This is a genomic window from Burkholderia sp. Bp9142 (assembly GCF_003853415.1).
In the GTDB taxonomy this organism is placed as follows: domain Bacteria; phylum Pseudomonadota; class Gammaproteobacteria; order Burkholderiales; family Burkholderiaceae; genus Burkholderia.
The window spans coordinates 84710-98040 of the sequence record NZ_QTPP01000005.1 but is presented as its reverse complement, the minus strand read 5'-3'; the positions used below and the strand labels follow the sequence as shown (position 1 = coordinate 98040).

The window sequence follows — 13331 nt, the reverse complement described above, 5'->3', positions numbered from 1 at the left end:
AATAAACCGGGCCGGGCTCGTTCGCCGCGCGGGCCGCCTCGCGGCGGCCGCACGACGTGCGGGATTACTTCGCGTTCGCGAATGCGACTGCCGTATCCAGCATGCGGTTCGAGAAACCCCACTCGTTGTCGTACCAGCTCGACACCTTGACGAGGCGGCCCGACACCTTGGTCAGCGTTGCGTCGAACGTCGACGAAGCCGGGTTGTGGTTGAAGTCGATCGACACCAGCGGTGCGTCGTTGTAGCCGAGGATGCCCTTCAGCGCGCCTTCCGATGCTTCCTTCATGATCGCGTTGACTTCCTCGACCGTCGTGTCGCGCTTCGCGATGAACGACAGGTCGACGATCGACACGTTGATCGTCGGGACGCGGATCGCGTAGCCGTCGAGCTTGCCGTTCAGTTCCGGCAGCACGAGGCCGACGGCCGATGCAGCGCCCGTCTTCGTCGGGATCTGGCTGTGCGTGGCCGAACGCGCGCGGCGCAGGTCTTCGTGGTAGACGTCCGTCAGCACCTGGTCGTTCGTGTACGCGTGGATCGTCGTCATCAGGCCGGTTTCGAGGCCGATCCGGTCGTTCAGCGGCTTGACGAGCGGCGCGAGGCAGTTCGTCGTGCACGATGCGTTCGAGATGACGGTGTGCTCGGCCTTCAGCACGTCGTGGTTCACGCCGTAGACGATCGTCGCGTCGACGTCCTTGCCGCCCGGCGCCGAGATGATCACCTTCTTCGCGCCGCCCTTCAGGTGCGCGCTCGCCTTTTCCTTCGTCGTGAAGAAGCCCGTGCATTCCATCACGACGTCGACGCCGAGCTCGCCCCACGGCAGTTCCGCCGGGTTGCGGTTGGCCAGCACGCGGATCTTGTCGCCGTTCACGACGAGGTAGTCGCCGTCGACCGACACTTCGCCCGGGAACTTGCCGTGCGCGGTGTCGTACTGGGTCAGGTGCGCGTTGGTCTTCGCGTCGCCCAGGTCGTTGATCGCGACGATCTCGAGATCGTGCTTCTTGCCGTTTTCATAGAACGCGCGCAGCGTGTTGCGGCCGATACGGCCGTAGCCGTTGATTGCGACGCGGATCGTCATGGTCTATCTCCTGATGGCTGAAAAAATTCGTTTCGTGCAGCTTCACGGTGCGACGCGCGCGGCATGGCGCGCGTCGCGAATGCTTTTAGGCCAGCACGGCCTTCGCGGTCTCGACGACGTGCTCGACGGTGAAGCCGAAGTACTTGAACAGCACGCCGGCCGGCGCCGATTCGCCGAACGTGTCGATCCCGACGATGCCGCCTTCGAGGCCGACGTACTTGTGCCAGAACGCGGTCACGCCCGCTTCGATCGCGACGCGGCGCACGCCGTGCGGCAGCACGCGTTCGCGGTATTCGGCGTCCTGGCGGTCGAACACGTTGGTCGACGGCATCGACACGACGCGGGCCGCGATGCCCTGCTGCGCGAGCGGCGCGACGGCCTTCATCGCGAGCTCGACTTCCGAGCCCGTCGCGATCAGGATGATCTTGCGCGCGACGATCTCTTCGTCCCAGTCCTTCAGCACGTAGCCGCCCTTCGCGACGTTCGCGATCTGCGCATCGGTGCGCGGGTTGAACGCGAGGTTCTGGCGGCTGAAGATCAGGCTCGACGGACGGTCGGCGGCAACCGCGTGCGTCCATGCGACGGCCGTCTCGACCGTGTCGGCCGGACGCCACACGTCGTGGTTCGGGATCAGGCGCAGGCTCGACACGTGCTCGATCGACTGGTGCGTCGGGCCGTCTTCGCCGAGGCCGATCGAATCGTGCGTGAACACGAAGATCGACGGGACCTTCATCAGCGCCGCGACGCGCAGCGCGTTGCGGCTGTAGTCGGAGAACGTCAGGAACGTGCCGCCGAACGGCTTGTGGCCGCCGTGCAGCGCGAGGCCGTTGATCGCGGCGCTCATGCCGAATTCGCGCACGCCGTAGTTGATGTGATTGCCGAGCAGCACGCCCGCGCCTTCCGGATTCGCGCGCACCGCCTTCGACGCCTTCCAGTTGGTCAGGTTCGAACCGGTCAGGTCGGCCGAGCCGCCGAGCAGTTCCGGCAGTGCGGCGGCCAGCCCTTCGATCGCCTGCTGCGACGCCTTGCGGGTCGCAACCGTTTCGGCGCGCTCGTTCGCGCCGGCGATGATCGCCGCGGCCTTCTCGGCCCAGTCGGCCGGCAGCTTGTTGGCCATCCGGCGCTCGAATTCAGCGGCTTCTGCCGGGAATTTCGCGCGATATGCGGCGAACGTCGCATCCCATTCGGTCTCGGCACGCTTGCCGGCTTCCTTCGCGTCCCATGCCACATAGACTTCCTGCGGAATCACGAACGGCTCCCACTTCCAGCCGAGCGCTTCGCGCGTCTTCGCGATTTCTTCCGCGCCGAGCGCCGCGCCGTGCACGTCGTGACCGCCCGCCTTGGTCGCCGCGCCCTGGCCGATCACCGTCTTGCAACAGATCAGCGTCGGCTTGTCCGACAGCTTCGCCTTCGCGATCGCCGCGTCGACCGCGTCGACGTCATGGCCGTTCACGTTCGGGATCACGTTCCAGCCGTACGCCTCGAAGCGCTTCGGCGTGTCGTCGTGGAACCAGTTCACGACGTCGCCGTCGATCGAGATGCCGTTGTCGTCGTACAGCGCGATCAGCTTGTTCAGCTTCAGCGTGCCCGCGAGCGAGCAGGCTTCGTGCGAGATGCCTTCCATCAGGCAGCCGTCGCCGAGGAACACGTACGTGTGGTGATCGACGATCTTCGCGCCGTCGCGGTTGAACTCGTCGGCCAGCAGCGCTTCGCCGAGCGCCATGCCGACCGCGTTCGCGAGACCCTGGCCGAGCGGGCCGGTGGTCGTCTCGACGCCCGGCGTGATGCCGTATTCCGGGTGCCCCGGCGTCTTCGAGTGCAGCTGGCGGAAGTTCTTCAGCTCTTCCATCGGCAGGTCGTAGCCGGTCAGGTGCAGCAGCGAGTACAGCAGCATCGAGCCATGGCCGTTCGACAGCACGAAACGGTCGCGATCCGCCCAGTGCGGGTTCGTCGGGTTGTGCTTCAGATGGCGCGACCAGAGCGCAACGCCGATTTCGGCCATGCCCATCGGCATGCCGGGGTGGCCGGAGTTCGCTTGCTGGACGGCGTCCATCGCGAGCGCACGGATCGCGTTGGCCATCAGGGTGGTGGAGGCGGGAGACGAAGTCGTCATGTCGAGTCCGGAGAACGAGTCGAGGAAACGGGGCACGGCGGCATCCGGAAGCTCGGGCGTCGATCGTTCCCGGCGCGCGGTGCGGCGCCTGACGGACGCGAAGCGGACGGAGCCTACGGACGAGGCTGCAAAGCTCGTCATTTTAACAGATGGGCTGACATTTCCCTTGTCGGCGCGTAGTGTTCCGGCACGGTTTTCCGCCAAACCGCGCGCCTCCTATAATTCAGACGTCGGAACTGCCTGCCCCGAGCGGCCCGCCCGTGAACACGACCCTTCTCTTCCATCCCACGCCCGACGCCGCGTACGGCTTCCCGAACGCGCGCCGGCTCGCGCACGTCGCGTCGCCGCATCAGCACATCGAGGTCTGGGAAACCCCGCAGCTCGGCCGCCTGTTCACGCTGGACGGCCGGCCGATGACGTCGGTCGGCGACGAATACGTGTACCACGAGTGCATGACGCACCCGGCCGCGCTCGCGCATCCGTGCCCGCGCAAGGCGCTCGTGCTCGGCGGCGGCGACGGCGGCGCCGCGCGCCAGCTGCTCAAGCACGCGTGCATCGAGCGGATCGTCGTCGCGGAGCTCGACGACGAAGTGGTCGGCATGGCGCGCCGCTATCTCGACGACGTGCACCAGGGCGCGCTCGACGACCCGCGCGTCGAGGTCGTGATCGGCGACGCCGCGCATTTCGTCGCGTCGACCGTCGAGCATTTCGATCTCGTCGTGTTCGACCTCACGCCGCCCGATTCGCCGGCGGCCGGCCTCTATACGCGCGAGTTCTACGCGCGGCTCAAGCGGATCCTCACACCGTGCGGCGCGATCTCGATGCATCTCGGCTCGCCGGTGTTCCACACGGCGCGCATCGCCGCGCTGCTCGACGACCTGCGCGCGAGCTTCGCGGTCGTCGATCCGCTGTCCGCGCACGTGCCGCTGTACGGATCCCAATGGCTGATGGCGATCGCGAGCGACACGCTCGATGCGGCCGCGCTGTTTGCGCACGACATCGACGAACGGCTCGCCGCACGCCGCGTGCAGGGCTTGCGCTACTACGATGCGCGGCTTCATGCGGCCCTCTTTGCCCTGCCGCGCGCGCTGCGCGATACACTGGGCGCTCGCCGCTGAGCTTCCGGGCGAACGCCTCGTTCGGCGGGTTGGCCGCGCCTTCTCCGTCGCTCGACCCGCGACGCACGGGCCCGGGACGATACAGGGGCCCGCCGAGGTAGCCGCGGCACGGCGCGGGACCGAACCCCGGGCGCCGCTATCCGCCGACCGCAAGGCATGGGACCGGCGTAGCCGCTCAAGCGCCAACACTGTTCGACAGGAGATTTCATGACCGATCCACGTCCGGCCAACGTGCCTTGGTTGACGCCTTATCTGGCCGTGCGCAATGCGCAGGCTGCCATCGAGTTCTTCCAGGCCGCATTCGGCTTCGAGCTGCGCGACGTCCACGACGAGGACGGCGCGATCATGCACGTCGAGATGACCTATCGCGGGCAGCTGATCGTGATGTTCGCGCCCGAAGGCGCGTTCGGCTCGATCGCCCTTACGCCGAAGAGTGCGCACGCAACCGCCCCGCAGTCGTTCTATCTGTATGTCGACGACGTCGACGCGACCTGGCAGCGCGCGCTCGACGCAGGCGCGAAGTCGCTGACCGCGCCGCAGGACCAGTTCTGGGGCGACCGCTTCGCGCAGATCGAGGATCTCGACGGCTACCGCTGGGCGCTCGGACGCCGCCTGGTCGCATGAACGGAGCCGCATCAAGCATGAATGAAGCCACCACCACCGCGGCCGTGCCGCGCTTTTTCGTCGAAGCGGCGCTGCACGCCGATGCGACGCTCACGCTGCCGGCCGACGTCGCGCGTCACGCGCAAGTGCTGCGGCTGCAGCCCGGCGACACGCTCGCGCTGTTCGACGGCAGCGGCGGCCAGTACCGCGCGCGGCTCGTCGAGATCGACAAGCGCAACGCGCTCGCGCAGATCGAAGCGTTCGACCCGGCCGAGGCCGAGCCGCCCTATCGCGTGACGCTCGCGCAAGGCATCGCCGGCGGCGACAAGATGGACTGGGTGATCGAGAAAGCCGTCGAGCTCGGCGTCGCGGCGGTCGTGCCGCTGTCGACCGCGCGCGGCGTCGTGAAACTGTCGGGCGAGCGCGCGGACAAACGCGTCGCGCACTGGCGCGGCGTCGTGCGCGCGTCGTGCGAACAATGCGGGCGCAACCGCGTGCCCGAGGTCGCGGCGGTACGGGGCTTCGGCGCGTGGCTCGATACGCTGCCGGCCGCGCCGGCCGGCGGTGAGTTGCGGTTGCTGCTGTCGCCGCGCGCGAGCATCCCGTTCGCATCGCTGCCCGACGCGCCGCCCGCGGCAGCCGTCACGCTGCTGATCGGGCCGGAGGGAGGGCTGTCGCCGGACGAGGAAAACGCGGCCCGCGCACACGGGTTCACCGCGTTGTCGCTCGGGCCCCGCGTGCTGCGCACCGAGACCGCCGGTGCGGCCGTGCTGGCAGCGCTCGCGGCGCGCTGGGGCGGATGGTGATGAGATCGACGCGCCGTGGCACGCGGTGGCACGGCGCGTATTCATGGGAAAACGGCCTTCTCTCGAAGGTTTGTTTCATGCACCCGGCGCGACCGCTGCGGCAGCCGGGCCGACCGGGATTGCCTCGAAAAAAGGCGTCCGATGACAGGCCGGTGTCGGCGAGCGACGTCCCGCACCGGCCCGTCCGCGTCGCGCGGACGCAAAAAAACCCGCTTGACGCGGGCTTTTCGGCAGATCGGCCGCAGGCGCGCGGCCAATGGATACGCGCGATTCGCGCTTACGCGAACGAATAGAACACGCGGAACGCGACCTTGCGCTCGGCCCAGAACTCGGCGGCTTCGCGGAACACGTCGAGCAGCGTCTCGCGCCCTTCCTTGTCGAACTTCTGCGCGATCGGCAGCCCTTCGAGGACGATCACGAAACCGGGCTGCGCGCCGGCCTTCGCGACGAGGTCGGTCAGGCAGTCGTACAGCGCGTCGTAGTTCTTCCCGAAATGCTTCGGAAACAGGAACGACGTCGCGATCGTCTCCATCACCTCCTGCTTCGACTGCGCGGCGCCGCAATACGCGTACAGGAAATGCTGGCCGAGCCGGCCGGCTTCGTCGGCGAGATCCTGCACGCGGAACGCGCGGATCGACTGCACGAGGTTGGGTCGCACGGTCGTGAAAAGGCTCATAGGCTCCTCGTTCGATGAAAGCCCGGGCTCGGCTTCCTGTTGCTCCGCCGCGCCGCCGGCCTGTGCCGCCGCGTGTAGTTGCATCACGCGCTGAAACAGATTGCCGTCGCCGGCCGCGAACAGTTCCGCCGCCGCCGTGTCGTGCGCGTAGATGGAGTCGCTCATGCCGTTCATCCCGAAGTCATTCAACAATACGTTTAAAACTGTTGTAGTGGTCGTCCGTGTAATAACAGTTGTCGATCCGGCGCAATGGCCCGCCACAGACGATCCGGCGCGCGCCGCGATTGCGTGCGCGCGGCGTCGGCACCGTGTACTCGTGGTAGTAGCCGCGCTTCGCCTTCGGCAGGATCCGCTCGCGGTTGCCGAAGACGACGCCGTCCTTCTCGTACGGATAGGGGCCACCAGCGCCGATCAGGCCAAGCGTGGTCACGGCCTCGCGCGGCAGACGGGCGGTCGGGATCGTATCGACCCCACCGACGGCCAGGTCGGCCGAAACGGCCTGCCGTGCGTAAGCGGCGGAAACCAGACTGCCCGTCGGCGTACCGACGATACCCATCGCGAACATCGCGAAGACGGACGCGAGCGCGCCGTTGCGGAGCCACTTGCGTGCCATGAACCAGGGTTCCCGCTGTTAAATCAAGTAGTTGACGACCAACCAAAGGCGTTAGCGTAGCGCTATTGTCCGCGCGAATCAATGTTCGTTTGGGAATCGAAAGGCCGGCCCGGCACCGAATCGCGCATTTTTTACCGAAACAAGACTACATTTATCTTACATGAGATAAAATACGAGCGGCATCTCTCGTATGGCAAGACCCTGCCTCCTTGCCGCGCTCGCTACCCGGAGTGGAGAGATGCTGCTGTTGCTTATGGGAAGCGCGTTTGCGCCCTGCCCGCGGCGTGCCCATTGCGGGCACGCCTCTTTTTGCTTTTGTTTACAATTTCGCCCGACGCGCGGCACCGGCTCGACCGGCACCGCGCGTTCGTTCCGGCTCAGCGTGCGGCGTTCACGTCGGCGACCAGCAGCGCCGCCATGTTGACGATGCGGCGAACCGTCGCCGATTCGGTCAGCACGTGCACCGGCTGAGCCGCGCCCAGCAGGATCGGCCCGATCGCGATGTTGTTGCCGGCGGCCGTCTTCAGCAGGTTGTACGCGATGTTCGCGGCGTCGATGTTCGGCAGGATCAGCAGGTTCGCGTCACCTTCCAGCGTCGATTCCGGCAGGATTTCCTTGCGCAGCGCCGCGTCGAGCGCGACGTCGCCGTGCATTTCGCCGTCAACCTTCAGTTCCGGCGCACGTTCCTGCAGGATCGCGAGCGTATCGCGCATCTTCTGCGCCGAGGGTGCGTTGCTCGTGCCGAAATTCGAGTGCGATAGCAGCGCGACCTTCGGCTCGATGCCGAACCGGCGCACTTCTTCCGCGGCCATGATCGTGATCTCGGCGAGCTGCTCCGGGGTCGGATCGACGTTCACGTGCGTGTCGACCAGGAAGATCTGGCGGCCCGGCAGCACCAGGCCGTTCATTGCCGCGTACACGCTGCAGCCCGGGCGCTTGCCGATCACCTGGTCGATGAAGTGCAGGTGGCGGTGCGTGGTGCTGATCGTGCCGCAGATCATCCCGTCGGCTTCGCCCTTCTTCACCAGCATCGAGCCGATCAGCGTCGTGCGGCGGCGCATCTCGACGCGCGCGAGCTGCTCGCTGATGCCCTTGCGCGCCATCATCTTGTAGTACGTCTGCCAGAAGTCGCGGTAGCGCTCGTCGTGCTCGGTGTTGACGACCGTGAAGTCCGTGCCCGGCGTGAGGCGCAGGCCGTAGCGCTGGATACGGTGCTCGATCACCGACGGACGGCCGATCAGGATCGGCTTCGCGAGCTTCTCGTCGACGATGATCTGAACGGCGCGCAGCACGCGCTCTTCCTCGCCTTCCGCGAACACGACGCGCTTCTTCTCTTCCTGAGCGGCGCGCGCGATCTGGAAGATCGGCTTCATCGTCGTGCCGCTGTGGTACACGAACTGCTGGAGGTGAACGCGGTACGCCTCCATGTCCTCGATCGGGCGCGTCGCGACGCCGCCGTCCATCGCGGCCTGCGCGACGGCCGGCGCGATCTTGACGATCAGGCGCGGATCGAACGGCTTCGGAATCAGGTATTCGGGCCCGAACGACAGATCCTGGATGCCGTACGCGGTCGCGACGATGTCGCTCTGCTCGTGCTGCGCGAGTTCGGCGATCGCATTGACGGCCGCGATCTCCATTTCACGCGTGATCGTCGTCGCGCCGACGTCGAGCGCGCCGCGGAAGATGAACGGGAAGCACAGGACGTTGTTGACCTGGTTCGGATAGTCGGTCCGGCCAGTCGCCAGCACGGCGTCCGGGCGCACTTCGAGCGCCAGTTCCGGCAGGATTTCCGGCGTCGGGTTCGCGAGCGCCAGGATCAGCGGGCGCTCGGCCATGCCCTTCACCATCTCCTGCTTCAGCACGCCCGCGGCCGACAGCCCGAGGAAGATGTCCGCGCCGTCGATCACTTCGGCCAGCGTCCGCGCTTCGGTTTCGCGGGCGAAACGCTCCTTGTCCGGATCCATCAGCTCGGTGCGGCCCTTGTAGACCACGCCGGCCAGGTCGGTCACCGTGATGTTCTCGAGCGGCAGGCCGATGTCGACGAGCAGGTCGAGACACGCGAGCGCGGCCGCGCCTGCGCCGGACGCGACGAGCTTGACCTTCTTGATGTCCTTGTTGACGACCTTCAGCCCGTTCGTGACGGCCGCGGCCACGACGATCGCGGTGCCGTGCTGGTCGTCGTGGAACACCGGAATCTTCATCCGCTTGCGCGCTTCGCGCTCGACGATGAAGCAGTCCGGCGCCTTGATGTCTTCCAGGTTGATCCCGCCGAAGGTCGGCTCCAGCGCGGCGATCACGTCGACCAGCTTGTGCGGGTCCGACTCGTTCAGTTCGATGTCGAACACGTCGATGCCGGCGAACTTCTTGAACAGCACGGCCTTGCCTTCCATCACCGGCTTCGACGCGAGCGGTCCGATGTTGCCGAGCCCGAGCACCGCCGTGCCGTTGGTGACGACGCCGACCAGGTTGCTGCGCGCGGTGAAGCGCGCCGCGTTGAGCGGGTTCTCGACGATCTCCTCGCACGCGTACGCCACACCCGGCGAGTACGCGAGCGCGAGGTCGCGCTGGTTGATCATCTGCTTGGTCGGGGCGATCGCGATTTTCCCGGGCGTCGGGAATTCGTGATAGTCGAGCGCGGCTTCGCGGAGCTTGGCTTTGGAGGAGGCTTGGGTGGACATGTGTCTCGTGACGGGCGGATTAGAATAACTGTTCGACGGCATTGTAGCGCCAATCATCGGCCGCCAGACCGGCGATTCGGGTGCAACAGCCGCGACAAAAATGGGCTGAACGGTGCAGGAACGGCGCCGTTCGCTGCGTACAATGCCGTTCCTTTCATCGCTTCCGGGTCCGTCCGCCGTGCCAGCCGCCTTGTCCGAGTTTTCGCTGATCGATCGCTTCTTCGCGCGCCGCGCGGCCCGGGGGGCGCGTGCGTCGACGCTCGGCATCGGTGACGATTGCGCGCTGATCGCGCCTCGATCCGGAAAATTGCTGGCCATTTCGACGGACATGCTGGTCGAAGGCCGCCATTTCTTCGCCGACGTCGCGCCCGACGCGCTCGGCCACAAGACGCTCGCGGTCAACCTGTCGGATCTCGCGGCGATGGGTGCCGAGCCACGTGCGTTCACGCTCGCGTGCGCGCTGCCGCGCGCCGATGCCGCGTGGCTCGAGGCGTTCAGCAACGGGCTGTTCGCGCTCGCCGAGCGATTCGGCTGCGAGCTGATCGGCGGCGACACGACGAGCGGGCCGCTGAACCTGTGCGTGACCGTGTTCGGTGAAGTCGCGCCGGACGCGGCGCTGCGGCGCGATGCCGCGCGCGACGGCGACGACGTGTGGGTGTCCGGCACGCTCGGCGACGCCCGCGCGGGGCTCGGGCTCGCGCGCGGCGAATGGAGCGCCGGCGCGGCCGAGGCCGCCGCGTTCCGGCAGGCGCTCGAGCGTCCCGAGCCGCGCATCGCGCTCGGGCTCGCGCTCGCGGGCGTCGCGCACGCGGCGCTCGACATCTCGGACGGCCTCGCCGGCGACCTGCGGCACATCCTGACCCGCTCGAACGTGCGCGCCGACATCGACGCGGACGCGGTGCCGCGCTCGGCCGCGCTCGCGACGCTGCCGCCCGACGTGCAGCGACGCTGCACGCTGGCCGGCGGCGACGACTACGAACTGTGCTTCACCGCGCCGGCCACGGCCCGCGCGGCGGTCGACGCGGCCGGCGCGCGCGCCGGCGTTCGCGTCACGCGAATCGGTACAATACATGCGTTGCCCTCGCCGTCGGAGCAGCCCGCGATCGCGTGGCGCGACGCCGCCGGCGCGCCCCTGACTCTCACGTTGCACGGTTTCGACCACTTCCATGCAGACTGACCCGACGACCGCGCAAACCGCGGCCGCGCCCGGCGCCGCCCGGAAAGTGCCGCAGCGCGCCACCGCGCGCTTCATGCTGTCGCACCCGGCGCACATCGTGTCGCTCGGCTTCGGCAGCGGGCTCGCGCCGTTCATGCCCGGCACGTTCGGCTCGCTGTTCGGGTGGCTGACGTTCGTCGTGCTCAACCGCTACCTGACGGTGCCCGAATGGTGGGCGCTGATCGCGCTCGGGTTCGTCGCCGGCACGTGGATCACCGGCTTCACCGCACGCAAGATGAGCACCGCCGATCCGGGCGCCGTCGTCTGGGACGAAATCGTCGCGATCTGGCTCGTGATGCTGTTCGTCACGCCCGCGACCTTCATCGGCCAATTGTGGGCATTCGTCGTGTTCCGCTTCTTCGACATGCTCAAGCCGCCGCCGATCCGCTATTTCGACCGTCGCGTGAAAGGCGGGCTCGGCATCATGGTCGACGACCTGATCGCCGCGTTCATGACGCTGCTCGTGATCGCCCTGTGGCGCTCCGTCATCGGCTGACCGTTTTCCGACTCCCGTTTCCCGACGCGCATGCCAACCGATTCCGTCGTCCACCAGCTTGCGATCCGCGCAGGCAACAAGCTGCGTGACGAGCACCTGTCGCTCGCCATCGCCGAATCCTGCACGGGCGGCATGATCGCCGCCGCGATCACCGACATCTCCGGCAGCAGCCAGTGGTTCGAGCGCGGCTTCGTCACCTATTCGAACCAGGCCAAGACCGAGATGATCGGCGTGCCGTCCGACCTGATCGAGAAGCACGGCGCCGTCAGCGAGCCGGTCGCGCGCGCAATGGCCGAAGGCGCGCTGCGCAACAGCCGCGCGCAGGTCGCGCTGTCCGTCACCGGCATCGCCGGCCCGGCGGGCGGCAGCGAGAAGAAGCCGGTCGGCACGGTGTCGTTCGCATGGAGCAACCGGCTGCATACCGACGTCGAGACGCGCGTGTTCAAGGGCGACCGCGAGCAGATCCGCACACAGGCGGCCACGCATGCGCTGCGCGGGCTGCTGAAGCTGCTCGACGAGCGCGAAGGCTGACCACCGGCGCACCGGCAGCGGCGGCCGGCGCCCCTCCCCGCTTACTGGATCGCGTCGGGCTTCACGACGATCCAGTTCCTGTCCGCCGTGACCGGCAGGCCGAGCGCCTTCTGCCGCGCGGCCGATTCGTCCGACCACGCGCGGATCCGGGCCATCTGCCTGTCCTTCTTGTTCACCCACACGCGCACGCCGCCGCGCGCGACGTCGGTTGCATTCAGCAGCATGTAGCCGTCCGATTTCGGCGTGTCGCCCGCGACGAGCACCGGCTTCTTCCACTGGTCGATCCAGCCCGCGATCGAGCCGAGCTTGCCTTCGTACCACGTCATCGGGTTCATCAGGAACGGCGTGATCACGAGATCGCGGTTCGCGGCCTCGTCGTACTTGCCGGCCTTGATCTGCAGCCGCGACGTCGTCAACGCGCCCGTCGCCGGGTTGCGCAGCAGCGTCGTCCGCAACAGGCGGAGACGAAAGCGGAGGGGAACAACGGACAAGGCGACCCGCGCTCGCGCTCGCGGGCCTGCCGGAGCGGGCCGCCCCGACGGGCGGCCCATATTTCAGCGATGCGCGTTGATCGTGTCGCGCGTCTTCTGCGCGGCGAGCGCCGCGGCTTCGGCAAAATCCTCGCCGTTGCTCGCGTACAGGATCGCGCGCGACGAGTTGATCATCATCCCGGTGCCGTCGGCGGTGCGGCCCGCATTGACGGTCGCCTGCACGTCGCCGCCCTGCGCGCCGATGCCGGGAATCAGCAGCGGCATGTCGCCGACGATCCCGCGCACGATCTCGATTTCCTTCGGGAAGGTCGCGCCGACCACCAGGCCGAGCTGGCCGTTCCTCGCATTCCACTGGTTCGCCGCGAGGTCGGCGACGACCTGGTACAGCGGCCGGCCGTTGGTGTCGAGGAACTGCAGGTCCGAGCCGCCCGGGTTCGACGTGCGGCACAGCACGATCACGCCCTTGCCTTCATGCTCGAAGTACGGCTCGACCGAGTCGTAGCCCATGTACGGGTTCACGGTGACCGCATCCGCGCGATAGCGCTCGAACGCCTCGCGCGCGTACTGCTCCGCGGTGCTGCCGATGTCGCCGCGCTTCGCGTCGAGGATCACGGGCAGGCCCGGATGCTGGAGGTGGATGTGCGCGATCAGGCGCTCGAGCTGGTCTTCCGCGCGATGCGCGGCGAAGTAGGCGATCTGCGGCTTGAACGCGCTCGCATACTGCGCGGTCGCGTCGACGATCTGCCGGCAGAATTCGAAGATCGCGTCGGGTTGGCCGTCGAACTGCACGGGAAAGCGCGACGGCTCGGGATCGAGGCCGACGCACAGCAGCGAATTCGTGCGCTGCCACGCGGCGCGCAGCGATTCGATGAAAGTAAGCGGGGAAGACATGGCGGATACTCGCGGCAAACCGTT

At 67.6% G+C, this 13331-nt stretch carries 12 protein-coding genes and 1 pseudogene; 6 read left to right on the top strand and 7 right to left on the bottom strand.

The genetic code is table 11. The annotated features are described in order from the left end of the window. Positions 1–64: 64 nt before the first annotated feature. Together gap and tkt are read right to left on the bottom strand one after the other, a co-directional pair. Positions 65–1075: a type I glyceraldehyde-3-phosphate dehydrogenase gene (gap, locus tag DIE22_RS07735; RefSeq protein WP_124500266.1), complete on the bottom strand. Its 1011-nt coding sequence runs from the start codon at positions 1073–1075 to the stop codon at positions 65–67. 85 nt (positions 1076–1160) lie between these two features. Further along, positions 1161–3188 (bottom strand): transketolase, encoded by a 2028-nt coding sequence (gene tkt, locus DIE22_RS07730; protein WP_124604827.1) that lies wholly within the window; start codon positions 3186–3188, stop codon positions 1161–1163. A gap of 260 nt (positions 3189–3448) precedes the next feature. Here tkt and speE point away from each other — a divergent pair, with 260 nt between their 5' ends. The 3 genes from speE to DIE22_RS07715 all read left to right on the top strand — a co-directional run bounded on the left by speE (position 3449) and on the right by DIE22_RS07715 (position 5715). Beyond that, complete coding sequence (speE, locus tag DIE22_RS07725; protein ID WP_124500264.1) at positions 3449–4306, top strand: polyamine aminopropyltransferase; 858 nt, start codon at positions 3449–3451, stop codon at positions 4304–4306. A 207-nt stretch (positions 4307–4513) separates the two neighbouring features. Then, the gene (locus DIE22_RS07720) at positions 4514–4930 is read left to right on the top strand and encodes a glyoxalase/bleomycin resistance/extradiol dioxygenase family protein (RefSeq protein WP_124500263.1); all 417 of its coding nucleotides are present in this window, start codon (positions 4514–4516) and stop codon (positions 4928–4930) included. 17 nt (positions 4931–4947) lie between these two features. Continuing rightward, positions 4948–5715, top strand: coding sequence for a 16S rRNA (uracil(1498)-N(3))-methyltransferase (locus tag DIE22_RS07715; RefSeq protein WP_124500262.1), 768 nt, complete (start codon positions 4948–4950; stop codon positions 5713–5715). Between the two features lie 277 nt (positions 5716–5992). On the opposite strand, the gene DIE22_RS07710 is transcribed toward DIE22_RS07715, so the two are convergent. The 3 genes from DIE22_RS07710 to DIE22_RS07700 form a co-directional block, all read right to left on the bottom strand. After that, positions 5993–6556, bottom strand: coding sequence for a barstar family protein (locus tag DIE22_RS07710; RefSeq protein WP_124500261.1), 564 nt, complete (start codon positions 6554–6556; stop codon positions 5993–5995). A 16-nt stretch (positions 6557–6572) separates the two neighbouring features. Beyond that, positions 6573–7004, bottom strand: a complete 432-nt coding sequence (locus tag DIE22_RS07705) for a ribonuclease (RefSeq protein ID WP_006760307.1) — start codon at positions 7002–7004, stop codon at positions 6573–6575. A gap of 377 nt (positions 7005–7381) precedes the next feature. After that, positions 7382–9724, bottom strand: a complete 2343-nt coding sequence (locus tag DIE22_RS07700; protein ID WP_409364649.1) for an NADP-dependent malic enzyme — start codon at positions 9722–9724, stop codon at positions 7382–7384. Positions 9725–9824: 100 nt separating this feature from the next. Here DIE22_RS07700 and thiL point away from each other — a divergent pair, with 100 nt between their 5' ends. The 3 genes from thiL to DIE22_RS07685 are packed head-to-tail and all read left to right on the top strand — an operon-like array spanning position 9825 to position 11925. Further along, complete coding sequence (gene thiL, locus DIE22_RS07695) at positions 9825–10859, top strand: thiamine-phosphate kinase (protein ID WP_124604826.1); 1035 nt, start codon at positions 9825–9827, stop codon at positions 10857–10859. Next, the gene (locus tag DIE22_RS07690; RefSeq protein WP_124500258.1) at positions 10849–11394 is read left to right on the top strand and encodes a phosphatidylglycerophosphatase A; all 546 of its coding nucleotides are present in this window, start codon (positions 10849–10851) and stop codon (positions 11392–11394) included. Before thiL ends, DIE22_RS07690 begins: the two co-directional genes overlap by 11 nt. 30 nt (positions 11395–11424) lie before the next feature. Further along, the gene (locus tag DIE22_RS07685) at positions 11425–11925 is read left to right on the top strand and encodes a CinA family protein (protein WP_124604825.1); all 501 of its coding nucleotides are present in this window, start codon (positions 11425–11427) and stop codon (positions 11923–11925) included. A gap of 41 nt (positions 11926–11966) precedes the next feature. On the opposite strand, the pseudogene DIE22_RS38675 reads toward DIE22_RS07685, so the two are convergent. Beyond that, positions 11967–12374 (bottom strand): annotated as a pseudogene (locus DIE22_RS38675) (haloacid dehalogenase-like hydrolase); the annotation flags it as partial. Between the two features lie 105 nt (positions 12375–12479). Then, a complete protein-coding gene (gene pyrF / locus DIE22_RS07675; protein WP_124604824.1) occupies positions 12480–13307 on the bottom strand; it encodes an orotidine-5'-phosphate decarboxylase in 828 nt (275 codons plus the stop codon). Positions 13308–13331 lie beyond the last annotated feature (24 nt).

Coding starts and splice junctions, on each gene's coding strand:
- gap (WP_124500266.1), bottom strand. CDS start 1,075: ATGACGATCCGCGTCGCAATCAACGGCTACGGCCGTATCGGCCGCAAC.
- tkt (WP_124604827.1), bottom strand. CDS start 3,188: ATGACGACTTCGTCTCCCGCCTCCACCACCCTGATGGCCAACGCGATC.
- DIE22_RS07720 (WP_124500263.1), top strand. CDS start 4,514: ATGACCGATCCACGTCCGGCCAACGTGCCTTGGTTGACGCCTTATCTG.
- DIE22_RS07715 (WP_124500262.1), top strand. CDS start 4,948: ATGAATGAAGCCACCACCACCGCGGCCGTGCCGCGCTTTTTCGTCGAA.
- DIE22_RS07710 (WP_124500261.1), bottom strand. CDS start 6,556: ATGAGCGACTCCATCTACGCGCACGACACGGCGGCGGCGGAACTGTTC.
- DIE22_RS07705 (WP_006760307.1), bottom strand. CDS start 7,004: ATGGCACGCAAGTGGCTCCGCAACGGCGCGCTCGCGTCCGTCTTCGCG.
- DIE22_RS07700 (WP_409364649.1), bottom strand. CDS start 9,724: ATGCCGTCGAACAGTTATTCTAATCCGCCCGTCACGAGACACATGTCC.
- thiL (WP_124604826.1), top strand. CDS start 9,825: ATGCCGTTCCTTTCATCGCTTCCGGGTCCGTCCGCCGTGCCAGCCGCC.
- DIE22_RS07690 (WP_124500258.1), top strand. CDS start 10,849: ATGCAGACTGACCCGACGACCGCGCAAACCGCGGCCGCGCCCGGCGCC.
- DIE22_RS07685 (WP_124604825.1), top strand. CDS start 11,425: ATGCCAACCGATTCCGTCGTCCACCAGCTTGCGATCCGCGCAGGCAAC.
- pyrF (WP_124604824.1), bottom strand. CDS start 13,307: ATGTCTTCCCCGCTTACTTTCATCGAATCGCTGCGCGCCGCGTGGCAG.